The following is a 22,719-nucleotide window of genomic DNA, read 5'->3' as shown; positions in this document are numbered from 1 at the left end:
CTCAGCCCGCGCGGCGCGCGTTGACCTGCAGCGGCTGCTGCAGCTTCGCGCCATGCGCATGCCGCGAGATGGCGTCGATCACCAGGGACCACATCGAGATCGGCAGAGCGTGGCCCATCCGGTCGACCATCATCAGCTTTGCGCCGGGAATCGACGCCGCTGTGTCGCGGCCAGCGGCCGGATGCACCAGAGGATCGATCTTGCCGTGGATCACCAGCGTCGGCGCGGTGACCGTGGCGAGTCTTTCTTTACGGCTGCCCGAAGCGAGAATGGCGCGGAGTTGCCGGCCGACACCGGCCGGGCTCAGGCCACGCGCATAGGTCCGCTCGGCGCGGTCGAGATCCCTGGCTTCGTCGTCGGGGAAGCTGCCAACGCGCAGGAACAGCCAGGTCTGCTTGAAGCGTTCGAGGAACGCCTCATAGCCGGTCGGCTGTGGCTTCAGCAGCAACAGTGACACCGCGCGGCTCGGCTGCGGCAGGCGCGGATTGCCGGTGGTCGACATGATCGAGGTCAGCGAGCGCAGGCGCTCCGGATAGGTGATCGCCATTTCCTGCGCGATCATGCCGCCCATGGAGGCGCCAACCACATGCGCGGAGCGGATCCGCAGCACGTCGAGCAGGGCGACCACATCGGTCGCCATGTCGCTCAGCTTGTAGGGGGCCGAGACAGGCGTGCCGAGAAAACGCAGCTTGGCCAGTTCGTACAGAGTGAACGGCTTGCCGCCGGCCATCTTGGAGGACAGGCCGATGTCGCGGTTGTCGAAGCGGATCACGCGAAAGCCATTGCTGGCCAATTCGCGGCAGAAGTCGTCGTCCCAGTGAATCATCTGGGCGCCGAGGCCCATAATCATCACCATCGGTTCCGCATCCGAATATCCGAAGATGTCGTAACAGATATCGATGCCGTTCGCGCGCGCCAGCTGTGGCGGCTCGTACGGGACATCAATCGGTTCGGGGGATCGGGCGGAACGTGGGCTCATGTCAAACATATGACACGGAAAGTCCCTGCGAAAAAGTGACAACCGCGTCATGCGCCAAACAAATCGTCGCAGCGATTAATGAGAGATTGCGCGTATGGCAATTATGACAGTGCGCGCGGGCTTTTGTGACACCGATTGTGACAATGGAACTGGTATCAGCCTCTCGCTAACTCCCGGCCCAGACGTCGAGCACGTAGCGATTGCGTGTGCCGAGATCGTCGATCCAGGTCAGCGCCGCAGCGTCATCGCCGCCGCTGCGTTCGCGCTGGATCGCCATCAGCGCCGCTTTCACATCCGGCTCCATCTTGCCGCCATCGCCGCAGACATAAGTAATGGCGCCTTGCTCAATCAGATCCCAGACGCGGTCCTTCTGCTGGGTGATGAGGTGCTGCACATAGGTCTTCGGCACATCGCCGCGCGAGAAGGCGGTGTGTAGTTCACAGATACCATCGGCGGCGAAACCCTTCAGCTCCTCGGCATAGAGAAAGTCCTGATCGGGATGGCGGCAGCCGAAGAACAGCAGCGCAGGGCCGAGTGTCGCGCCTTGCGCCTTGAGTGCGGCGCGTTCCTGCAGGAAGCCCCGGAACGGCGCGAGACCCGTACCCGGTCCGATCATGATGAGCGGCACGAGGGGATCGTCGGGCAGGCGGAAACCGGCCTTGGTCTCGCGCACGATGGCATGCACGGTATCGCCGGCGCGGCGGCCGCTGAGATAGTTGGAGCAGACGCCCTTGTAGATGCCGCGGCCAGAATGCGCGGGGCCCTGGACCACTGCCGTGGTGACGCTGCAGCGTGCCGTCTCACCCTGCGGCGACGACGAGATCGAGTAATAGCGCGGCGCCAGCAGCGACAGCATTTCCAGATAGGTGTGGAACGGCAATTCGCAGGCCGGATGTTCTTCGAGGAGGTCGAACACCGATTTGCGTTTGGCGAGGATGTCACTGCGATAGCGCTCGCTTGCGGCGGGATCGTCGCCGATATAACCGAGCAGTTTCGGTCTGGTCATCGGGCAGCGGGCGTTCTCCGCCATGATCTGGATCTGCTTGCGGGTGGCGACCTGCTGCAGCTCGACGAACTCTGTCAGCAATCGGCCGACAGAGACGACATCACCGACAGGCAATTGCGCGCGGCGGCCCGTCGCGACCTGCAGCCGAATCTGGTCGTCCGGCAGGAAGCCGAAACGGCGCGCGACCGCATCGACAAGCGCGGGATCGTTGCGCGGCACCACGCTGAGGTGGTCGCCGGCGCGGTAGCTGGTCCCGGCAGGCAGCTCGATCTCGATATGACGTGTCGAGCGATCCGACGCACCGTTCTGCAATTCCCTGTTGCCCAGCACCTTCATCGGTACCACGCCGCCGAGGGCGACGACGGTGTTCACCGCGCTCGGCGCGACAGGTTCGATCTGATAGAGTGGTGCATCGTCGGCGCTGCGCTCGAAGCCGGTGTCGAGGCCGAATTCCTTCACCGCGAGCGGACGCAGTTTCGCGAACCAGTCCTCGAACTGACCGTCGAGATCGTCGCGCGCATCGCCTTCGCCGCGGACATAGGCGTTGGTGGCACCATGTTCGCGCAGCTTGTCGTCGATAGTGCGCGGGATCGACTGATAGGTCGCGAGCCAGTCGCTGTTGCCACAGCCGAACACGGCGTAGCGCACCTTGGCAAAGGCGTCCTTCGGCAGGTCAGTACTGAGCCAGTTGACGAATTGCGTCGCATTGTCCGGCGCCGCGCCGTTGTAGGACGCGCAGAAGATCAGCACGCCGCCCTCGGTCGGCAGTTTGCCGACAAAGTCATCCAGCGGTGCGAGCTTGGTCGCAAAGCCATTGACCTCGGCGAGATCGGCGACGCGTGTCGCCAGTTCCTCGGCGGTGCCGAGATTGGAGCCATACAGCACCAGCAGCGGTGTGTTGTGGCTGGGCCGCGCGCGACCCGTGGCAACTGGCGCGAGTGGCGCGGCAGCCGAGGTGGCCACGTTTGTGCGGCCGGCATAGGCGCCGCGCTCGTGATCGTGGCGCGGGCGCACCTTGATCTTGAAACCGTCGGGTTTGATGGTCAGCGTTTCCTTCAGCACCATCTGGTAGCGTCTGTGGTCGGTCATCTTGAAGCGCTGCAGGATCATGCCGAGCGCCAGCGCGGCTTCATGCATGGCGAAGCCGCGGCCGATACAGGCGCGCTGGCCGTTGCCGAATGGTTTCCAGGCGTTGATCGGCCGCGCCGCTTCGGCCTCCTTTGAAAAATTTTCGGGATCGAAGGCATCGGGATTGGATCCCCAGACCGAGGGATCGCGATGCAGCGCCAGCACCAGGATGGTGACGAAGGTGCCTTTGCGCAATTTGTATTTGCCGCCGCCGATGGCCTCGTCCTGCACCGGCGCGATGCCATAGGCCGGTGCCGGCGGCCACAGCCGCAGCGACTCCTTGAGGATCTGCGTGATGTAATGCAGCTGCGTGACCTGCTGATAGGTCGGCTTGGCGTTGACGTCGGGGCCGAACACGCGGTCGACTTCCTCATAGGCCTTCTTCAGCACCTCCGGATGTTTCAGCATCGCGTAGATCGCACAAGACAGCAGGCCCGAGGTGGTCTCGTGGCCGGCGATCAGGAAAGTGTTGATCTGGTAGCGGATGTTGACGTCGTCGAGCTGTTCGCCGGTGGCGCGGTCGACGCCGGTCATCATCGCCGCTAGCATGTCCTTCTTGCCGTCCGCTGCCTCGGCCGCCTTGCGGCGCTCGGCAATGATCTCATCGACCATGGAGTTCATGAAAGCGACGTCGCCGGCGAGATCGCGGCGGCGCTTCTGCATCCACAGACTTTCCAGCGGCAGGCCGCGGGTCATCATGATGGTCTCGAGCGAGCGCACCAGCGATTCCACGAAGGGGTGATAGTCGCTGCGGTAGAACGAGTTGAAGCGATAGTCGAAACCGCACAGGCCGATCGTGTCCAGCGTCAGCGCCGTCATGTCATGGACGACGTCGATCTCCTCGTCGGTGTTGAGGCGTTCCCATTTCTTCACCAGCTGCTCGGCGATATCCACCATGCTCGGGTGATAGGACTGCATCGCGCGGTTGCCGAACGGCTGCAGCAGGATGTTGTGGGCCTTGGTCCAGTTCGGCTCTTTCGTATCCGCCGTGAACAGCCCGTCGCCCCCGACCGCGCGGACCCGGCGCAGCGCGCCGCGCACCGCCTTGTCGAAGCGCTTCTCGTCGCTGAGCTCGTCCACCAGATCGTGGCCGCCGACGATGACGATGGGTGAGCCCATCATGTCCAGCCAGAAGATCGGCCCGAGCTCCTTGGCCAGCCGCGCCAGATCCTGCACCGGCGCATTGGCGTCCAGCGACAGCATATTGCCCACCACCGGCTTCTTCGGCGGATGCGGGATCGGGGCGAGTTTATTGGTGGAGGACATTCTCAAGCGTTTCCTGTTGCGTAGGATGGGTAGAGCGTCTTCGCGAAACCCATCAAAATCCTGCACCCGGCCGTGATGGGTTTCGCATGAGCTCTACCCATCCTACGGATCATCCAAATCGTCTCCGCCGCCAGTCAATCAGCACCTGGCTGACCTCATCGGGCTTCTCTTGTTGGGTCCAGTGGCCGCTGTCCTTCACCAGATATTTCTCCAGGTCGGGAATGATGTTCTCCATGCCGTCGGCGGAGGAGGGCGGCAGTACCGCGTCGTTCTCCGCCATGATCATCAGCGACGGCACGCGCACGGTGTGATCGAGCCCCTCGGCGCGCGCCCAGTTGGCGCTCATGTTGCGATACCAGTTGATGCCGCCGGTGAAACCGGATTCCTTGAAGGCGTCGACGAAGATCTTCTTTTCCTCGTCGGAGAGAATCTTCTGGCGCGGGTCCTTCCCGGGATCGTAAGCAGCGACCATCTGCGGAAACGCCAGATTGGTCTTCGACGACGCGCCGATGCCGCCGACCGGCGCTTCGCCAACATTGGCGTGCTTGCGCGGCATCGGCTTGCGCATGAAGAAGTCGAAGGCCTTGTCGACATTCTCGCCGAAGATGCGATCCGGCTCGTGCGCGGGATCCTGAAACTGGACGATATACATCGTCTCGCCGAAGCGCTTTTTATAGATCTGCAACGGATCGACCGGTGCGCGATCGGTGTGCGGCGTATTCACGCCGACCACGCCGGCGACGCGATCGCGATGCCGCAGCGGCATCTGCCAGACGATGAAGCCGCCCCAGTCGTGGCCGACGAAGATCGCCTTGTCGATCTTGAGATGATCGAGCAATGCGACGAGATCGCCGGTGAGATGTTCGATACTGTAATCCTCGACGGCGTCGGGGCGCGACGTCGCGCCATAACCGCGCTGGTCCGGCGCGATGACGCGGATGCCGGCGGCAGCCAGTGCCTTGATCTGATGCCGCCAGGAGAACGCCATTTCCGGCCAGCCATGGCACAGCACCACAGGCGGCGTGTCGCTCATGGGGCCGGCATCGTAATATCCCATGCGAATGCCATTCAGCTTGGCGAACTGCAACGGGGGCATTTCAATCATGGTTATTCCCTAGCTGGCGGTCTTGAGAACGTCGGGCGGCGCAAACGCCGCCTGCAGCAGCGCGAATTCGTCCGGCATCATGTCGGCGAGCACCTGCACATGCGGGATGATGTTGGCGCCGGCAATGAAGCCGAAATCGAGCTGGTCGCGATAGCTCTGCACGGTGATGTTCAGCGCCAGCCCATGGGTGGCGATGGAGACCGGGAAGATGTGCAGCAGCTCGGCGCCGGCCGCATAGAGTGTCTGCCGCGGACCGGGCACGTTGGACACCGTGATGTTGGCCGCCGGCGGCAACACGTCGGAGAGGTTGGTGCGGCTGTAGAGCAGCGCCAGGATCTGCACCATGATCGGTGCGCCCAGCATGGAGATGTTGGAGACCTGCGGCATCAATGCGCGTAGCGGATGCGACATCTCCTTGGACTTGGTCGATTGCGCGATGATCGCTTCCAGCCGCTCCTTTGGGTCCTCGATATTGCTGGCGATCGAGCAGATCATGCCGAACACCTGATTGTTGGAATCGGTGTTGCCTTCCTCGCGCAGCGAGATCGGCACCGCGGCAGTCAGGGACTTGGCGGGCAGGGCGCCTTTTTCCTTGAGGTAGCACCGGACAACGCCTGACGAGAGCGCCAGCACCACGTCGTTGAGCTTGCCGCCCGCCTGCTTGGCCACGGCCTTGGCGGCGGACAACGGCACCGACACGCCGGCAAAGCTACGCTCGGACGAGATCGTCTTGTTGAGCAGCGTCGGCGGCGAGAGCATGCTGTTGAGACTGTCGCGCGATTTCGGATCGGCGATCTTTGCCAGCACGTCGGAGGCGCTCTTTACCATGGTCGGAATCGAGCCTGCGAATTTCACCGCGCTCTCGATCTGGAACATGGCGTTGTCAAACAGGATCGAGCCGATGTCGCTTTTGCCCGAACGTGGCAGTTCGATGCCCTTGCCGGCGCCTTCCAGCGGCTGGCGCCAGAGCTGCTGATAGGAATCGATGAAGCTCGCCGCAATATCGCGCGGCTCCTGACGCAATTTGGCGCGGACTTCCGGCTTCTCGATCTCGCGCGGGATCGGCGTCACGTCATAGATCATGCTGGTGAGCGCGGCGCCGGCGCCGCCGTCGATGCAGGCATGGTGCATCTTCGAATACAGGCCGATCTCGTTGTCCTTCATTCCCTCGAAGACATAGAACTCCCACAGCGGCCGGGCGCGGTTCAGGAGCTTGGCATGCATCCAGCCGACGATGCGCTCCAGCGTGGCGCGGTCATGCGGGGCGGGCAGGCTGCCGCGAAAGATGTGACGGTCGATGTCGAACTGGTCGTCCTCGACCCAGGAGGGATGGTCGATATCCAGCGGGGCCTTCTCCAGCCGTGCCTTGAGGATCGGCGCCATATGCAGCCGCGAGGCGATCATCGCCTTGAAGTCCTCGAAGAAGTCGCCTTTGTAATCGCCGGGCAGGCGAAAGATCGCCATGCTGCCGACATGCATCGGCATCTCCGGCGTTTCCAGATACAGAAACGACGCGTCCATTGAGGACAGCTTCCTGCTGGCTTCCGCCATGATACGTCCCTCCCTCGCATGGTGACCGACGCCTTTGCAGCGTTCTACCGATGAGTGTGCCTGCGCGCGGGGCGAATATGCAATGGCAAAGGCGAGGCCGGAGACCGGCCAGGCCCACGACTTAAGGCTGGGGTCGCCAAGGCGTTGCGACGCCGGTTTGCCGACTTAAAGGGCAGGTGCCATTTGCCTTGCCCAATTGGATATCCGAAGAATCTGCGGCTCGAAATGCTAAATTATAAAGCTAAATCAACACGTCGGTTACTCTCCTGTTTCAGATCGCTGGCGGTAGCCCGTTAATGCATCAGGCGTCGCCTGATTACCGGGCATATCACGGGTTTGTGATGTTGCGATGCACCATAGATGTTGCAGTGCATTATTTACTATGTCATAGAAGTTGCACCCCGGGCCCACAACGGCGGGACGGGGTGAGCCGAGCCTGAGTGCAAGCATGAGCTTTGCAGAGGCGGCCCAACCCGAGGATGGAGACGAACATGACGATCGAAACCGAAACCAATTCCGTGCTGAACAACGTCAAGCAGGCTTTCGCGCCCGTCACCGAGGCGTTCACCAAGCTGCAGAATCTGGAAGTGCCCGAAGCGACCCGTGACTTCGTCAAGCGCGCTGCCGGCACTGCCAAGGACAAGGCCGCCGACTTCCAGGCCAATTCCGAAAAGGTGACCTCCGCCATCGAAACCGCTGTGTCGAACTCGGTCTCCGAGGCGACCAAGATCAGCCGCAACGTTCAGGACGCGTTCTATGCCGACGTCCAGTCGTTCTTCGCTGGCATCGACAAGCTCGCTTCGGCGAAATCGCTGACCGAAGCCTTCCAGGTGCAGACCGATCTCGTGCGTGCCCATGGCGAAGTTTTGAGCTCGCGCGCCAAGGCGTCGACCGAATATCTCGGCAAGCTCGTGTCGGAAGGCGCCAAGAGCGCGCAGGACAACTTCTCGAAGGCGACGTCGTTCGCCAAGACCGCCTGATCCACGCGATCAAGCGACATGAATTCGAAAGGCCCGCGCAAGCGGGCCTTTTTTTCGTCGTTCCGCCAGAGCAGGCCGTACGTCCCGGCATCGGAAGCACGCTCACTTGATTGTCACGGTGATCTTGTTCGAGACGATGGGCGGGTTGAAGGGATAATGAGCGCCGTCTCCCAGCACGAGCTGGAGCGTATGTTTGCCGGGGGGCAATTCGATGCGTGCTTCGGTCTGGCCGGCTCCGAAATGGAGATGCGACTTGTCCTGCGGGATCGGCTCCTTCGGATCGAGCGGGTCATTCACATCGATCAGCAAATGATGATGGCCGCTGTTCTGGAAATTATCGCCTGCATGAGTGACACCCATGTTGCGTAAACCGAAACGACACCAGAACCCGCCCTTGATCACCGCTTTGTCCTGTGGCCACACGAAATAGAGGACCGCATCCTTCGGTGCGGACTTTCCTTGCGCATGGACTGCAAGGGGCGCCGTTGACAGCATGGCGGACAACACGATGAGCCCGGTGATCCTCATGACGCAGCCTTTCCTTCGGGGGCGGTCTCAGGACGAAATGGCAATCCGGAAGCCGTGGGTCGGATATCGCACATTGGTGTCGTAGCCATCGCGGCTTGCGGGTCGGGCGTAACGCGCATCGTTTTTCCAGGAGCCCGATCGAATGACGTGCGAGACGCAGTCGTTCTCGACCCATGGCGCGCCGTTCTGCGGGGCACCCTGATAGTTCTTGTGCCAGCAATCCTCTGTCCATTGATTGACGCCGCCACCCATATCGTAGAGCCCGAACGGATTTGGCTTCAGACTGCCGAGCTTGAGCGGCTGTTCGGCGGCGGCATCCGTGCAGTTCTTGCAATTGGCCATGCCCGGCTGGAGCTGATCGCCCCACCAGTATTTCGTTTGCGTGCCGCCACGCGCGGCATACTCCCATTCAGCTTCGCTCGGGAGCCGGAAGGCTTTTTGCGTTTCCTTCGCGAGCCATGCGACAAACTGCTTGGCATCGGTCCAGCTCACATCCGTGACCGGAATGTCGTCCCGCCCTGTCACCAGAAACGCGCATGCATTCGCAGCAGCGCACGCGTTCCATTCCCGAACCGAGACCGGATACTTGCTGATAGCGAAAGGCTTGATCGTGACCTGGTGGACCGGCTTTTCCGATATGTCGTCATTGCTGCCCATCGCGAAGGTCCCGCCGGGGAGGGGGACCATGACGGGCTCTATGACCGGCTTTGGTGGTGCTGGCGGCGGGGGCGGGGCAGGCGTTACCGCCGGCGCAGGTTCAGGCCGGGCTTGCTTGGCGGCGGGCGCGGGCGCTGATCGGGGGCTTGCATTCCCTGTCTCTTGCGGAGGCGCCGCGGGAGCTGCCGCCTGATTGCCGATTTCACTGCGCGGATAAGTCCTCATGTACCAGACGCCGGCGCCTGCGAGAGCCAGCAGGATGGCGCAAAACGAAATGATCAGAACATGTTCACGCCGCTTCCGTGCCTTGTTGAATGCCGCGGGATCAGGAAGCACCCGGTAAACGCGCACCGGGTCGGTAATGTTCTTGATCTTGCGATCTCCAAGCGACTCATAACCGCAGACGAGCTTGTGCTTGATCTGCTCGTAGATGCCACCCGAGATGTACACTTGGCCGGGGTCGGCGATCCCCTCGAGGCGCGCGGCGATATTGACGCCATCGCCGAAGACATCATTGGGCTCGATGATCACGTCTCCCAGATTGACCCCAATGCGATATTCGATCCAGGAACTCTTTGGCAGCGCTGCGTTGCGCCCGATCATGCTTTGCTGGATGACGATGCCGCATCGAACGGCTTCGACTGGACTGTCGAATATCGCAATGAACCCATCGCCAGTCCTTTTGACGAGTTTGCCGTCGTGCTCGGTAATGCTCGGCTCGATGAGGTCACGCTCGATGCGCTTGACGCGCGCATGCGTTTCTTCCTCGTCGAGTTCCATGAGGCGGCTATATCCGCAGATGTCCCCCACAACGATCGCCGCAAGGCGACGCGGCGTTCCGACGCGCGGGGTGGCAGGGTCCTTACCCCTGCCTGAACTGATGTCACGAATCTCGCCGCGCATGACTTCGCGCCTCTACAACGGACACACGAGGTTCACTAGCCGTTCGGTCGACCGTCATGACGCTACGCTCAACGTCTCCGTCAGACAATTAGCTGAAAACGCAAATTGGCTGATCCCGGAGGAGCCGCGCGGTAGCGAGATGACGACGTTCCTCGCATTCGCTGTATCGATATACCCGGCGCCGATAGAATGCGGCGGTAGCTATACAAGTTCTCAGTTCACCTGCCGCTCTTTCCCCACCCAATAGGGATCGCGCAACTGCCGTCGCAGGATCTTGCCCGATGCATTGCGTGGCAATGCTGCGATGAAGTCGATCGTCTTCGGCGCCTTGAATCCCGCGATGCGCTCGCGCGTGAACTTCATCAGTTCGGTTGCGCCGAGCTCCTTGCCGGGCTTCAGCACCACCACGGCCTTCACCGCTTCGCCCCATGTATCGTCGGGAATACCGATGACGGCGACTTCGGCGACATCCGGATGATCGCAGATCGCGCTCTCGACTTCGGCGGGATAAATGTTCTCGCCGCCGGAGATGATCATGTCCTTGATACGGTCGTGTATGTAGAGGAAGCCGTCTTTGTCGAGATAGCCGGCATCGCCGGTGCGTAGCCAGTTGTCGCGGCCGAGCGTGCGCGCGGTGGCGTCCGGCAGATTCCAGTAGCCCACCATATTGGACGCCGAGCGCGTCGCGATCTCGCCGACCTCGCCCACAGGCAGCTGTTTGCCGTCGATATCAAGGATGGCGATTTCGATTCCCGGTAGCGCCTTGCCGGCGGAACGCATGCAGTCGCGGCCCTCGACGTGATCTTCCGGGGCCAGCACCACGATGGTACCGGTGGTCTCGGTCATCCCGTACATCTGCACGAAGCCGCAGCCGAATACGCTGATGCATTCCTTGAGCAGGGCGGCGGAGATCGGCGATGCGCCATACATGATGTAGCGCAACTTGCTGAAATCCATCTCCCGCGCACGCGGCTGCCGCACGATGAACTGCATCGCTGCCGGCACCAGGAACAGTTTGCTGATACCGTAGTCCCGGAAGAAATCGAGCACCTTGTTGGGATCGAACTCCCTGGCGATCACGCTCTTGGCGCCGTGATAGAGCCCGAACACCGCCCAACCGACGCCGCCGATATGAAATACCGGCATCGCCACCAGCGACACATCGGTGTCGGTCCAGACGTTCCAGTCAGGGTTGTCGTCGGTGCCGCCGATGCGCAGCAGTGACAGGAAATTCTGATGTGACAGCATCGCGCCTTTCGGCTTGCCTGTGGTGCCCGACGTGTAGAGCTGGATCGCGACATCGTCCTTGGTCATTGTGAGGTTAGGATCGCGCTCGCTCTGCGCGTCACGCCAGGCCGTAAAGTCCTGCCACTCGGTTGCGCCGCCTTCCATGGTCATGACGATGCGCACGCCCGGCATTTGTGGCTTGAGGCTGCGTACGAGATCGACGAATTCCGGTCCGACGAACAGCACCTGTGCTTTCGCGTCGTCGATGATGAAGGCGATCTCCGGTCCGGCGAGCCGCCAGTTCACCGGCGCCGTCACCACCTTGGCCTTCACGGCGCCGATCAGCAGTTCGATGAAGAGGTCGCTGTTCTTGCCGAGATAGGCGATGCGCTCATTGGGCTTGACGCCGAGCGCGATCAGCCCGTTGGCGACGCGGTTGGCATTGCGATCGAGTGATCTGTAGCTGGTCTCGCGGCCCTCGAACACCAGCGCAATTGAATCGCCGCGCGTCTGTGCTTGCACGCGAATGACATCGGCCAGCGTGGCCGCTTCCGCAACGGACATGTGTCTCCCTCCCTCAGTTTATTAGTTGCGGCGAGTGTGCGGGCGTCCGGGAGGACTGACAAGACGGGAAAGGTGCTGCGGTGCGGTGAGACAGGTGTCGGGAGGTCGTTCAGCCGACGTTGCGCGTCCTACGCTGTTTTGCAAAATAGCGCGCGGGCGGCTCGCCAAACGCCCGTCGAAACATCGCGATGAAGTTGCTGGACGTGGCATAGCCGAGCGCTTCGGCGACATCCGCGACGGGTTCATTGGCGGCCAGCCGTTCCAACGCCAGCGTGAGACGCGCCTGCTGCCGCCACTGCGTGAAGCCCATGCCGGTCTCCGTCATGAAGATGCGACGTGCCGTTCGTTCCGACAGGCCAGCCCATTCGCCAAGCTCATGCAGCGTGCGCGCGTCATGCGGCCGCCGGATCAGCGCATTGGCGATACGCAAGGCGCGGATATCCGTCGGCATCGGCAGATGCAGCGGCTCCTGCGGCGCACCGCGGATTTCGTCGAGCAGCACGGCCACGACGCGCGTCTGCGCCGGCGTGAGCCGATCCGCATTCGTCCAACCCGCAGCGCGCCTGACGAGCGCGCGCAGCAGATCGCTGACACCCATGACGCAGGGCTGCGACGGCAATGTCCGGCTCGCGGCCGGCGTCAGGAGCACGCCCCATCCGCTCAGTACACCGCTCAGGGTCACCTTGTGATAGAGCCCGGGCGGCAGCCAGCCGATGCGCTGCGGCGGCAGTAGCCACGAGCCCTGTTTCGTGTGCAGGCGGATCAATCCGCTTTCGATACAGAACAACTGGCCGCGGCGGTGATGATGCCAGTCGAGTTCGCGGGTGCCGAGCCGAAATGCATCGCCGGGCTCATCGCTGCCCCAGATGGCGATTGCGGATGGTCCGTCGAGGCGCTCGGTGAGCGAGGTCATGACACCATGCCTTTTCAGAACCGCTCCAGCCTGGCCGGTTCTCATTATTTTGCGTCCGAATGTCGTTAACGGGTTTGAGCGACCGGGTCTATCTCCGCATGCAGATCAACGAACAGTCAGGAGACGACGATGAGCCTCGATAGCGGTGCCTTTCTCATTCACGATGTAGCGGCCTTCCCGATCGTGTGGGTCCGGCATGATGAGCTTCAGCCGGGAAGTGCGGCGCAATGGGAGGTCGAGATGGACGATCTCATCGGCCGCAAGCAGCCTTTCGTCATGATCATGGCCAGTCATCATCATGATGAGGCGCATGAAGATCGCAAAGCGAGGGGGCTTTGGCTCAAGCGCAACAAAGCGACGCTCGCGCTGCTTTGCCGTGCCATCATTGCCGTCGAGCCGAATGCCGTCACACGCGTTCTCGTGGAGGCCCAGTCGGCACTTGCGACGAAGGCGTTCGGCATCAGTTCCGCGGTGGTCGCATCCGAAGACGAGGCCATGAGGGTTGCGCGCGAGCGGTTGCAGGTTGCGTGTTGATCAAAAAACAAAGCGAGGCCTCCCGCATGGGAGAGCCTCGCTGCCGGTCGAATTATTTTGCGGCCCTTACCCCCGCTGCGCCTTGTCCTTTTCGTTCTGCGCTTTGATGCTGTCGCGTGCTTGGATCCACTCGGCATCGGACCAGTCGCGAAGCTGATAGAAGTTGCCGCCCATGGCGAGCGCCTGCGCGCCGTCCATGGCGATGGTCTCGCCACTGATCCAGTCGCAGCCGCCGGAGATCAGGAATACTGCGAGGTTCTGCAGTTCTTCCATCTTGCCGACGCGGCCCATCGGGTTCTGCGCGCGGGTGCGTGCACCGGCCTCGTCGCCGGGCTTGATGCGCTTGCTCATGCCTTCGGTCGGGATTTCGCCGGGCGCAATGGTGTTGAGGCGGATGCCGTAGCGGCCCCATTCGGTGGCCAGCGACATGGTCATGGCATGGATCGCGGATTTGCTCATGGCGGAGGGCACCACATAGGGGCTGCCATTGCGTACCCAGGTCACGGTGATCGAGACCACATTGCCCGGCACCTTGTCGGCAATCCAGCGCCGACCGACCGCATGGGTCATGTAGAACGTGCCGTGCATCACCGTGTTGGCGACGGCGTCGAAGCCGCGCGCCGACAGGTCCTGCGTCCGCGAGATGAAATTTCCGGCGGCGTTGTTGATCAAGTCCGTGAGGGGACCATCGGCCCAGATGCCTTCGATCATCGCATCGACCGCCGCGGCGTCGCGGATGTCGACGCCGTGGCTGGAGACCTTGCCGCCAAATTCCGCCATCAGCTCGGTTGCGGTCTCGTCGCATACAGCCTTGCGGCGACCGCAGATATGCACTTCGGCGCCGAGTTCGAGGAATTTCGCCGCCATCGATTTGCCGAGACCGGTGCCACCGCCGGTGACGAGGATTTTTCGGCCTGCGAGGAGCTGCTGATTGAACATGGGAGGGTCCTGCTTTAAGAGGATGCGGACGGGTTAATTAGTTGATTGACTAAACCCGATACCGCTTGCGTGTAAAGCGGGAAGAAAAACAAGTCTAGGAAGGAAACCACCCATGGAAGACCGCATCTCTGTGTCCATGACGGATGGCGTTGCCGATGTTCGCCTCGTCCGCGCGGACAAGATGAATGCGCTGGATGCGGCGATGTTCGCGGCATTGGTCGATACCGCCGAGCGCCTGAGCCGGGAGAAGGGGCTGCGCGCGGTCGTGCTGTCCGGCGAGGGCCGGGCGTTCTGCGCCGGCCTCGACATGGGACGATTCGCCGCGATGAACGACAATGGCGGCGACGGTATCGGCGGCGCGCAGAAGCGCGATCTCTCGCTGCGCACCCACGGTCTTTGCAATCACTCCCAGCAGGCGGTGTGGGGCTGGCGTCAACTGCCGGTGCCGGTGATTGCGGCGGTTCATGGCGTCGCCTTTGGCGGCGGTTTCCAGGTCGCGCTCGGCGCCGACATGCGGTTTCTCGCGCCGGACACGCGCATGTCGGTGATGGAAATCAAATGGGGCCTCGTGCCTGACATGGCCGGCACACCGATCCTCGCTTCGCTTGTGCGCGACGACATCCTGCGCGACCTCACTTACACCGGCCGCATCTTCTCGGCACAGGAAGCGCTGAGCTACGGTCTCGCTACGCGCATCTGCGACGATCCGCGCGCCGCAGCGCTCGAGACGGCGCGCGAGATCGCCGGCAAGAGCCCGGATGCGATCCGTGCTGCCAAGCGCATGCTCAACAATCTCGCGGTCGATCCCGGTCCGGCGCTGCTCGCCGAATCCGTCGAGCAGATGAAACTGATGGGCGGACCGAACCAGACCGAAGCCGTGCGCGCGAATATCGAGAAACGTGCGCCGAAATTTGTGGATTAGTAGACTAACACTCCGCCCTCATCCCAGCCTGAACGCAATTGCGTTCAGGCGAGAGGAGCGACCTCTTGGTCGCGTCTCGAAGGATGGTGGCGCACACCAACTCATGGTTCGAGACGCGCGAAGACGCGCTCCTCACTATGAGGGCCTCGGAGTGACGCGCTAGCTTCTCTCTTCAATCAAAAACAAAAATCCGGAAACGTATCCATGTCGACAAATTCCCTGTTTCAAGGCGTCATCTCAGGCGATCGTCGCCGCGGCTTTTCCGAACTGACCGAACGCGCGAGCCGCATCGCCGGCGGGTTGTCGCGGCTTGGCGTCAAGCAGGGCGACAGCGTCAGCATCCTGATGCGCAATGACATTGCGTTTCTCGAAGCGGCCTATGCGGTGGCGCAGCTCGGCGCTTATGGCGTACCGGTGAACTGGCACTTCAAGCCGGAAGAGATCACCTATGTGATCAAGGACTCCGGCAGCAACGTCCTGATCGCCCATGCCGACATGCTGCATCAACTGCGCGAGGCAATTCCGCAGGGCATCGTGTCGTTGAGCGTGCCGACGCCGCCGGAGATCATCGCGAACTACAAGGTCGATCCGGCACGGCTCGGCACCCCGGATGGCGCTATCGATCTGGAGAGCTGGCTGACCGAACAGGCGCCCTATGATGGCCCCGCGCTACCGCAGCCGCACAACATGATCTACACGTCGGGCACGACAGGCCACCCGAAGGGCGTGCGCCGCTTCGCGCCGACGCCGGAGCAGGCGGCGTCCGCCGACCAGATGCGTGCGCGCGTCTATGGCCTCAAGCCCGGCGCCCGCGCTTTGCTGCCCGGACCGCTCTATCACTCGGCGCCGAATGCCTTTGCGCTACGCGCCGGGCGTCTTGGCGGCGCGCTGGTGCTGATGCCGCGCTTCGATCCCGAAGAATTTCTGCGCGTGGTGCAGGACGAGAAGATCGACACCATCTTCATGGTGCCGACCATGTTCATCCGCCTGATGAAGCTGCCGGAGGATATCAGGAAGAAATACGACATGTCGTCGCTGCGCCATATCATCCACGCCGCCGCGCCGTGCCCGGCCGACGTCAAGACCGCGATGATCGACTGGTGGGGCCCGGTGATCTATGAATTCTATGGCTCCACCGAATCCGGTGCGGTGACCTTCGCGAATTCCGAAGACGCGCTGAAGAAGCCGGGGACTGTCGGCAAGATCGCGCCCGGCGCCGAACTGCGCTTCCTCGGCGATAATGGCGAGATCCTGCCGCAAGGCGAGATCGGCGAAATCTATTCACGCATCGCAGGCAATCCGGATTTCACCTATCACAACAAGCCGGAAAAGCGCGCCGAGATCGACCGTGACGGCTTTATCACCTCGGGTGACGTTGGCTATCTCGATGCCGACGGCTACGTCTTCATCTGCGATCGCAAGCGCGACATGGTGATCTCCGGCGGCGTCAACATTTATCCTGCGGAGATCGAGTCGGCGCTGCATGCGCTGCCCGGCGTCCATGACTGTGCCGTGTTCGGGATTCCCGACGAGGAGTTCGGCGAGTCGCTGATGGCGGTGATCGAGCCGCAGCCCGGCGTGGTGCTCGACCTGGCGACGGTGCGCGCGGACCTGAAGAAGGCGCTGGCCGACTATAAAGTGCCGAAGCAGATGGAGATCCAGAGCAATCTGCCGCGCGAAGACTCCGGCAAGATCTTCAAGCGCCGGCTGCGCGATCCTTATTGGGCCAAGGCTGGGCGGACGATCTAGGAGGGTGATGATGCGCGTGGCAATGATTGGAAACAAACTTGCCGCGCAGATCGCGGCAATCACGCTCCTGGTGGCAGCGTTTGCCGGTCCTGCAGTTGCCGTCGACCTCGAGCCGAAGCAGATCCTCGCACCAACCGGAAAGCTGCGTGTCGGGCTCTATCCGGGAACACCGACGTCTATTCTCGTATCGCAAACCGAAGGCCCGCGTGGTGTCGGTTACGATCTCGGCAAGGAGCTCGCGCGGCAATTGGGCGTGCCCTATGAGCCGGTGGTGTTCTCCAGGAATGCCGAGGTTCTCGAAGCGGTGAAGACAGGCGCCGTCGATGCCGCTTTCACCAATGCGTCGGCCGCGCGTGCGAACGACATGGATTTCGGTCCGTCTTATCTGGAAAGCGATCTTGGCTATCTCGTCGCGAAAGAGTCCAGGGTTGCGGGGCCCGATGATGTCGATGTCAAAGGCGTCCATGTCGGCGTCACCGCCGGAAGTTCATCCGATGCCGTGCTGTCGCGCGATTTGAAGAATGCCGAAGTCGTTCGCGTGCCGGCCATCAGGCTTGCGCCCGGCCTGCTGATGGCCGGCAGCATCGATGTGTTTGCTACCAACAAGGTGACACTGTTCGAACTCGCAGAGCAGGCGCCGGGCGCGAAGGTGCTGGACGGTCGCTGGGGTGTCGAGCGACATGCCATCGCGATCCCCAAGGGGCGCGATGAGGGGATGGCATTTGTCCGCAAATTCACCGAGGATGTGAAGGCGCGGGGACTGGTCGACGCGGCCATCGCACGGTCCGGGCTGCGCGCTGCGACCACAGCCAGGTAGCACTATCAAGTAGCAACGACACGAGATTGTTGCGCGATATTACAAGAGGGACGACCATCCATGCCCGTGTCTTTGCCTGCGCCCATGAAACTGGCCATCGCCACGGCGGCTGCGCTGCTGTCTTTCACCAGCCCGTCGCTGCACGCCCAGACGTTCCCTAGCAAGCAGGTGACGATCCTGGTGCCCTATGCAGCCGGCGGTGCGGTTGACGTGCTGGCGCGGACCTTCGCCCAATCGCTGTCGAAGACCTGGGGCCAGCAGCCGGTGGTGGACAACCGTCCGGGCGCCGGTGGCATCATCGCCTCGCAGGCCCTCGCGAAGTCGCCGCCCGATGGCTATACGCTGATCCTCGTCGCATCGGGCCATCCGCTCAATCAGTTCTTCTATCCGAAGCTGCCCTACGACACGTTCAAGGATTTCACCGCGATCAGCGAGGTCGCCTATTCGCCGCTGGCCATCGTGGTGTCGAAGGACAACCCAGCCAAGAATCTGCAAGAGCTGCTGGCGCAGGCGAAAGCCAAGCCGGACTCGCTGTCCTACGGCATGTCCGGCAACGGCACCTCGGCGCATCTCGCCGGCGAATTGCTGAACCATATGGCTGGCACCAAGATCGTCTCGATCCCTTACAAGGGCGGTGCGCCGGCGCTCACAGCCGTCATTGCCGGCGACATTCCCATGAGCATCAATCCGCTGCCGGAGATCGTCGGCCAGCTCGAAGGCGGCGCGGTGCGCGCCATGGCCGTGACGACAGCGACGCGCTCGGCGGCGCTGCCCAATGTGCCGACAGTCGCCGAATCCGGCGTCGCCGGTTATGATACGGCGGTGTGGTGGGGCTTCCTCGGACCTGCCGGCATGCCGGCTGATGTCGTGGCGAAGATCCATGCGGATCTGGTGACAGCCCTGAAGGATCCGGTGGTGCTGGCGGCGCTGAAGAAGATCGATGCCACGCCGGTCGGTTCCTCGCCCGCAGACTTCGACAAGTTCATGCATGCCGAAGCGGACAAATGGGGGCCGGTGCTGAAGGCGGCAAACATCAAGGTCCAGTAAGAAGCATGACTGAACATTCGAACCAGTGGCACGTCGGCCTGATCGGCTATGGCGAAGTCGGGCGCATTCTCGCGGAAGACCTGCGCAAGCAGGATCTCCGCGTCAGCGCCTATGATCTCAAGCTCGACGGCGCAGATGCCGGGGCGCTGCGCGACCACGCCGAGACGCATGGTGTCACGCTCGCATCTTCGCATGCCGATCTCACGTCACGCGCCGACTTCATCATCTGCGCGGTGACTGCGAGCCAGACCGTGCCGGCGGCGCAGGCCTGCGTGCCCGGCCTGAAGCCGCAGGCATGGTTTCTCGATTTCAACTCCGCATCGCCCGGCGCGAAGCAGCGCGCGGCCGCGCTGATCGATGGCGCCGGCGGGCGCTATGTCGAGGGCGCGGTCATGACTTCGATCCCGCCATACCGCATCAGGGTGCCGCTGCTGCTCGGCGGCACCGGCGCGCGCGATCTCACGCCGCTGCTCAACGCCATCGGCTTCGATGCGCAAGTCGCCAGTGACAGGCTTGGCGTCGCCTCGGCCACCAAAATGTGCCGCAGCATCATGATCAAGGGCCTCGAGGCCATGGTGATCGAGAGCTTTACGACCGCGCGCGCCTATGGAGTCGAGGACGCGGTGATCGCCTCGCTGGTCGAGACGTTTCCATCCATCGACTGGGAGAAGCAGGGCGCCTATTTCTTTCAGCGCGTCATCGAACACGGTCGCCGCCGCAGCGAGGAAGTCCGCGAGGTCGCCGAGACCGTGCGCGAGATCGGGCTCACGCCGTGGTCGGCCGAAGGCACGGTCGAGCGCCAGGGCTGGATCGCCGATCTCGCCGAAGACGGGCTGTTCGGCACCAAGGGCGAGGCGGGGTTCGCGCGCAGCGCCGACTGGCGGGTCGAGGCGGACCGCATTCTCGGCAAGGTGAAGCCGAAGGGCTGAGTTCCGAGAGGAGCCGCGCGCCCCCAACTTCACCTTGCGTCGCAGCATGAGTTGCGACCAAATGGGGCGCCGGCAACTTCCTGGAGCGTCCTTGTGTCCCTGCCTCTGTCCACCGAAGAGACCGCGATCCCCCGCGGCGACGACATTGCGGCCCAGGAGGCCGATGCCCGGCTGCGCGAGGATATCCGGCTGCTCGGCCGCATCCTCGGCGACACCGTTCGGGATCAGGAAGGCGAGGCGGTGTTCGCCCTGGTCGAGAATATCCGGCAGACCTCGGTCCGCTTCCACCGCGACGAGGACAAGCTGGCGCGGCGCGAGCTCGAAGCCATTCTCGATGGCATGTCGATCGCCGAGACCGTGCGCATCGTTCGCGCTTACAGCTACTTTTCGCATCTCGCCAATATCGCCGAAGACCAGAACAACATTCGCCGGATGCGGGCGCAGCGCGCGAATGCGGCCAACGCATCGGGCACGCTGGCCCATGCGGTGAAGCGCGCGCGCGAGGCCGGCATCGATGCGGGGCTGCTCAGCAAGTTCTTCGGCCAGGCGCTGATCTCGCCGGTGCTGACCGCGCATCCCACGGAAGTGCGCCGCAAGAGCACCATCGACCGCGAAATGGAAATCGCAGCATTGCTGGACCGGCGCGAGCGCATGCAGCTCACCGCCGAGGAGATTGAGGCGTCCGAGGAACAGTTGCGCCGCGCCGTGGTGACGCTGTGGCAGACTAATCTGCTGCGCCGGAGCAAGCTGACGGTGCTCGACGAGGTCGCTAACGGATTGTCGTTCTACGATTATACGTTTTTGCGCGAAGTGCCGCGGCTGCATTGCGTGCTGGAAGACAGCCTGCGCGCGCAGGGCGGCGCGGCCGAGCTCGGCTCGTTCCTGCGCATGGGAAGCTGGATCGGCGGCGACCGCGACGGCAATCCGTTCGTCACGGCAGATGTGATGCGCGGCACCATGATGCTGCAGAGCAGGCGTGCCTTCAGCTTCTATCTCGACGAGCTCCATGCACTGGGCGCGGAACTGTCGATGGCGGCGCATCTCGCCGATGTCTCCGATGAGCTGCGCGCATTGGCCGAACGCTCCCCGGATCCATCGCCGCACCGCGCCGGCGAGCCCTATCGTCTGGCGATCTCCGGCGTCTATGCCCGCATGGCGGCAACGGCCCATGCGCTCGAATTGCCGAACCGCCGCGCGGCCGTGGGCGATGCCCCGGCTTACGCATCGGCGCAGGAGTTCAAGGCCGATCTCGACGTGCTCGATCGCTCGCTGATCGCTGATAATTCCGCTGTCATCGCCCGCGGCCGGTTGCGGCAATTGCGCCGCGCGGTGGATTGTTTTGGCTTCTATCTCGCCAGTCTCGATATCCGGCAGAACTCGGCGGTGCATGAGCGCACCGTCGCCGAACTGATCGATGCCGCGATGCCCGGCACGTCCTATCTCGCGCTCGGCGAGGAAGCGCGCATCGCGCTGCTGACGAATGAATTGAAGAACGCGCGGCCGCTCGGTTCGCTGTTCGTCAAATACAGCGACGAGACGCTGGGTGAACTGGCGCTGTTCCGTATGGCGGCGCAGGTCCACGCGAAATTCGGCGCGGCGGCGATCCCTCAATGCATCATCTCCATGTGCAAGGGCGTCTCCGACATGCTCGAAGTCGCGGTGCTGCTGAAGGAAGTCGGGCTGGTGGATTGCTCCGGCCGCAGCGCCATCAACATCGTGCCGTTGTTCGAAACAATCGAGGATCTGCAGGCCTCTGCAGCCATCATGGACCGCATGTTCTCGCTGCACGACTATCGCAAGCTGGTCGACAGCCGCGGCGCGGTGCAGGAAGTCATGCTCGGCTATTCGGACAGCAACAAGGATGGCGGTTTCGTCACTTCCGGCTGGGAACTGTACAAGGCCGAGATCGAACTCATCGAAGTGTTCGAGCGGCATCACATCCGGCTCAGGCTGTTCCATGGCCGCGGCGGCTCTGTGGGCCGCGGCGGTGGCCCGAGCCACGATGCGATTCTGGCGCAGCCCGGCGGCGCGGTGGATGGCCAGATCCGCATCACCGAACAGGGCGAGATCATCTCCAGCAAATATTCCAACGCCGAAGTCGGCCGCAACAATCTGGAAATCCTTGCCGCCGCGACGCTGGAAGCAAGCCTGCTGGCGCCGAAGCATAGCGCGCCGCGCCGCGAATATCTCGAAGCCATGGAAGAGATTTCCGAACTGGCCTTCAAGGCCTATCGCGGTCTGGTCTATGAGACCGAGGGCTTCGTCGATTACTTCTGGGAATCCACCGTCATCAACGAGATCTCGACGCTGAACATCGGCAGCCGTCCGGCCTCGCGCAAGAAGACCCGCGCCATCGAGGATCTCCGCGCCATCCCCTGGGTGTTCTCCTGGGCGCAGTGCCGCTTGATGCTGCCCGGCTGGTACGGTTTCGGCAGCGCCATCGAGGCCTGGCTCGCCAATCATCCCGACAAGGGCATGGCCTTCCTGCAGGAGATGCACCGCGAATGGCCGTTCTTCCGCACGCTGCTGTCCAACATGGACATGGTGCTGGCCAAGAGCTCCATCGCCATCGCCTCGCGCTATGCTGAGCTCGTCGCCGACCAGAAGCTGCGCGAGACCATCTTCGGCCGCATCCGCGGCGAATGGCATCTGTGCATCGAGACGCTGCTGGATATCATGGAGCAGGAGCGCCTGCTGCAAAACAACCCGCTGCTCGACCGCTCGATTCGCAACCGGTTTCCGTATCTCGATCCGCTCAACCACGTGCAGGTCGAGTTGCTGAAAGAACATCGCGCGAATAATCCCGATGAGCAGGTGCTGCGCGGGATTCAACTGACGATCAACGGCATCTCGGCGGGATTGAGGAATAGCGGGTAGTTATTGAAGCACTCGATCCTCTCCACCGTCATGCCCGGCGCATGCCGGGCATCCACGCCTTGGCCGCAGGACACACAAGACGTGGATGGCCGGGACAA

17 protein-coding genes are annotated in these 22,719 nt (G+C 62.7%); 8 read left to right on the top strand and 9 right to left on the bottom strand.

Annotated features, from left to right (window positions below; genetic code table 11):
• Position 1: 1 nt before the first annotated feature.
• The 4 genes from SFY93_RS24795 to SFY93_RS24780 form a co-directional block, all read right to left on the bottom strand.
• On the bottom strand, positions 2-979 hold the full coding sequence (locus tag SFY93_RS24795; RefSeq protein WP_320444978.1) for an alpha/beta hydrolase: 978 nt from the start codon (positions 977-979) through the stop codon (positions 2-4).
• 166 nt (positions 980-1,145) lie between these two features.
• Positions 1,146-4,379, bottom strand: coding sequence for a bifunctional cytochrome P450/NADPH--P450 reductase (locus SFY93_RS24790; protein ID WP_320444977.1), 3,234 nt, complete (start codon positions 4,377-4,379; stop codon positions 1,146-1,148).
• Positions 4,380-4,488: 109 nt separating this feature from the next.
• Positions 4,489-5,484 carry an alpha/beta fold hydrolase gene (locus SFY93_RS24785; protein ID WP_320444976.1) on the bottom strand — a complete coding sequence of 332 codons (996 nt, stop codon included), beginning with the start codon at positions 5,482-5,484 and terminating at the stop codon, positions 4,489-4,491.
• Positions 5,485-5,493: 9 nt separating this feature from the next.
• Positions 5,494-7,035, bottom strand: coding sequence for a WS/DGAT/MGAT family O-acyltransferase (locus SFY93_RS24780; protein ID WP_320444975.1), 1,542 nt, complete (start codon positions 7,033-7,035; stop codon positions 5,494-5,496).
• 491 nt (positions 7,036-7,526) lie between these two features.
• On the opposite strand from SFY93_RS24780, the gene SFY93_RS24775 reads away from it, so the two are divergent.
• A complete protein-coding gene (locus tag SFY93_RS24775) occupies positions 7,527-8,015 on the top strand; it encodes a phasin family protein (protein ID WP_231079957.1) in 489 nt (162 codons plus the stop codon).
• A gap of 102 nt (positions 8,016-8,117) precedes the next feature.
• On the opposite strand, the gene SFY93_RS24770 is transcribed toward SFY93_RS24775, so the two are convergent.
• The 4 genes from SFY93_RS24770 to SFY93_RS24755 form a co-directional block, all read right to left on the bottom strand.
• Positions 8,118-8,543 (bottom strand): DUF4399 domain-containing protein, encoded by a 426-nt coding sequence (locus SFY93_RS24770; RefSeq protein ID WP_089265122.1) that lies wholly within the window; start codon positions 8,541-8,543, stop codon positions 8,118-8,120.
• Positions 8,544-8,570: 27 nt separating this feature from the next.
• Positions 8,571-10,103, bottom strand: a complete 1,533-nt coding sequence (locus SFY93_RS24765; protein WP_320444974.1) for an SUMF1/EgtB/PvdO family nonheme iron enzyme — start codon at positions 10,101-10,103, stop codon at positions 8,571-8,573.
• 213 nt (positions 10,104-10,316) lie between these two features.
• Entirely contained in the window at positions 10,317-11,894 is a 1,578-nt protein-coding gene (locus SFY93_RS24760) for a fatty acid--CoA ligase (RefSeq protein WP_320444973.1), read from the bottom strand.
• Positions 11,895-12,003: 109 nt separating this feature from the next.
• Complete coding sequence (locus tag SFY93_RS24755; protein ID WP_320444972.1) at positions 12,004-12,807, bottom strand: AraC family transcriptional regulator; 804 nt, start codon at positions 12,805-12,807, stop codon at positions 12,004-12,006.
• A gap of 129 nt (positions 12,808-12,936) precedes the next feature.
• On the opposite strand from SFY93_RS24755, the gene SFY93_RS24750 reads away from it, so the two are divergent.
• Complete coding sequence (locus SFY93_RS24750; protein WP_320444971.1) at positions 12,937-13,341, top strand: hypothetical protein; 405 nt, start codon at positions 12,937-12,939, stop codon at positions 13,339-13,341.
• 66 nt (positions 13,342-13,407) lie between these two features.
• Here the strand turns inward: SFY93_RS24750 and SFY93_RS24745 are convergent, their stop codons facing one another.
• On the bottom strand, positions 13,408-14,280 hold the full coding sequence (locus SFY93_RS24745; protein WP_089265117.1) for an SDR family oxidoreductase: 873 nt from the start codon (positions 14,278-14,280) through the stop codon (positions 13,408-13,410).
• 112 nt (positions 14,281-14,392) lie between these two features.
• Here SFY93_RS24745 and SFY93_RS24740 point away from each other — a divergent pair, with 112 nt between their 5' ends.
• The 6 genes from SFY93_RS24740 (at position 14,393) to ppc (ending at position 22,621) form a co-directional block, all read left to right on the top strand.
• On the top strand, positions 14,393-15,202 hold the full coding sequence (locus SFY93_RS24740; RefSeq protein ID WP_320444970.1) for a crotonase/enoyl-CoA hydratase family protein: 810 nt from the start codon (positions 14,393-14,395) through the stop codon (positions 15,200-15,202).
• A gap of 204 nt (positions 15,203-15,406) precedes the next feature.
• On the top strand, positions 15,407-16,951 hold the full coding sequence (locus tag SFY93_RS24735) for an acyl-CoA synthetase (RefSeq protein WP_320444969.1): 1,545 nt from the start codon (positions 15,407-15,409) through the stop codon (positions 16,949-16,951).
• Between the two features lie 22 nt (positions 16,952-16,973).
• The gene (locus SFY93_RS24730) at positions 16,974-17,768 is read left to right on the top strand and encodes a transporter substrate-binding domain-containing protein (protein ID WP_320444968.1); all 795 of its coding nucleotides are present in this window, start codon (positions 16,974-16,976) and stop codon (positions 17,766-17,768) included.
• A gap of 60 nt (positions 17,769-17,828) precedes the next feature.
• Entirely contained in the window at positions 17,829-18,815 is a 987-nt protein-coding gene (locus SFY93_RS24725) for a tripartite tricarboxylate transporter substrate binding protein (RefSeq protein WP_320444967.1), read from the top strand.
• A 5-nt stretch (positions 18,816-18,820) separates the two neighbouring features.
• Positions 18,821-19,744: a DUF1932 domain-containing protein gene (locus tag SFY93_RS24720; protein ID WP_320444966.1), complete on the top strand. Its 924-nt coding sequence runs from the start codon at positions 18,821-18,823 to the stop codon at positions 19,742-19,744.
• A 99-nt stretch (positions 19,745-19,843) separates the two neighbouring features.
• Positions 19,844-22,621 (top strand): phosphoenolpyruvate carboxylase, encoded by a 2,778-nt coding sequence (gene ppc, locus SFY93_RS24715; RefSeq protein WP_414717157.1) that lies wholly within the window; start codon positions 19,844-19,846, stop codon positions 22,619-22,621.
• The last annotated feature ends 98 nt before the right edge of the window (positions 22,622-22,719 follow it).

The organism is Tardiphaga sp. 42S5, from assembly GCF_034044155.1.
Lineage (GTDB): Bacteria > Pseudomonadota > Alphaproteobacteria > Rhizobiales > Xanthobacteraceae > Tardiphaga > Tardiphaga robiniae.
Note: the sequence above shows the minus strand (reverse complement) of the source record. Positions and strands in the feature narration are given on the sequence as shown.

What these genes read in the sequence shown, in the direction of transcription:
- SFY93_RS24795 (WP_320444978.1), bottom strand. Translation starts at nt 979, where the DNA reads ATGAGCCCACGTTCCGCCCGATCCCCCGAACCGATTGATGTCCCGTAC.
- SFY93_RS24790 (WP_320444977.1), bottom strand. Translation starts at nt 4,379, where the DNA reads ATGTCCTCCACCAATAAACTCGCCCCGATCCCGCATCCGCCGAAGAAG.
- SFY93_RS24785 (WP_320444976.1), bottom strand. Translation starts at nt 5,484, where the DNA reads ATGATTGAAATGCCCCCGTTGCAGTTCGCCAAGCTGAATGGCATTCGC.
- SFY93_RS24780 (WP_320444975.1), bottom strand. Translation starts at nt 7,035, where the DNA reads ATGGCGGAAGCCAGCAGGAAGCTGTCCTCAATGGACGCGTCGTTTCTG.
- SFY93_RS24775 (WP_231079957.1), top strand. Translation starts at nt 7,527, where the DNA reads ATGACGATCGAAACCGAAACCAATTCCGTGCTGAACAACGTCAAGCAG.
- SFY93_RS24770 (WP_089265122.1), bottom strand. Translation starts at nt 8,543, where the DNA reads ATGAGGATCACCGGGCTCATCGTGTTGTCCGCCATGCTGTCAACGGCG.
- SFY93_RS24765 (WP_320444974.1), bottom strand. Translation starts at nt 10,103, where the DNA reads ATGCGCGGCGAGATTCGTGACATCAGTTCAGGCAGGGGTAAGGACCCT.
- SFY93_RS24760 (WP_320444973.1), bottom strand. Translation starts at nt 11,894, where the DNA reads ATGTCCGTTGCGGAAGCGGCCACGCTGGCCGATGTCATTCGCGTGCAA.
- SFY93_RS24755 (WP_320444972.1), bottom strand. Translation starts at nt 12,807, where the DNA reads ATGACCTCGCTCACCGAGCGCCTCGACGGACCATCCGCAATCGCCATC.
- SFY93_RS24750 (WP_320444971.1), top strand. Translation starts at nt 12,937, where the DNA reads ATGAGCCTCGATAGCGGTGCCTTTCTCATTCACGATGTAGCGGCCTTC.
- SFY93_RS24745 (WP_089265117.1), bottom strand. Translation starts at nt 14,280, where the DNA reads ATGTTCAATCAGCAGCTCCTCGCAGGCCGAAAAATCCTCGTCACCGGC.
- SFY93_RS24740 (WP_320444970.1), top strand. Translation starts at nt 14,393, where the DNA reads ATGGAAGACCGCATCTCTGTGTCCATGACGGATGGCGTTGCCGATGTT.
- SFY93_RS24735 (WP_320444969.1), top strand. Translation starts at nt 15,407, where the DNA reads ATGTCGACAAATTCCCTGTTTCAAGGCGTCATCTCAGGCGATCGTCGC.
- SFY93_RS24730 (WP_320444968.1), top strand. Translation starts at nt 16,974, where the DNA reads ATGATTGGAAACAAACTTGCCGCGCAGATCGCGGCAATCACGCTCCTG.
- SFY93_RS24725 (WP_320444967.1), top strand. Translation starts at nt 17,829, where the DNA reads ATGCCCGTGTCTTTGCCTGCGCCCATGAAACTGGCCATCGCCACGGCG.
- SFY93_RS24720 (WP_320444966.1), top strand. Translation starts at nt 18,821, where the DNA reads ATGACTGAACATTCGAACCAGTGGCACGTCGGCCTGATCGGCTATGGC.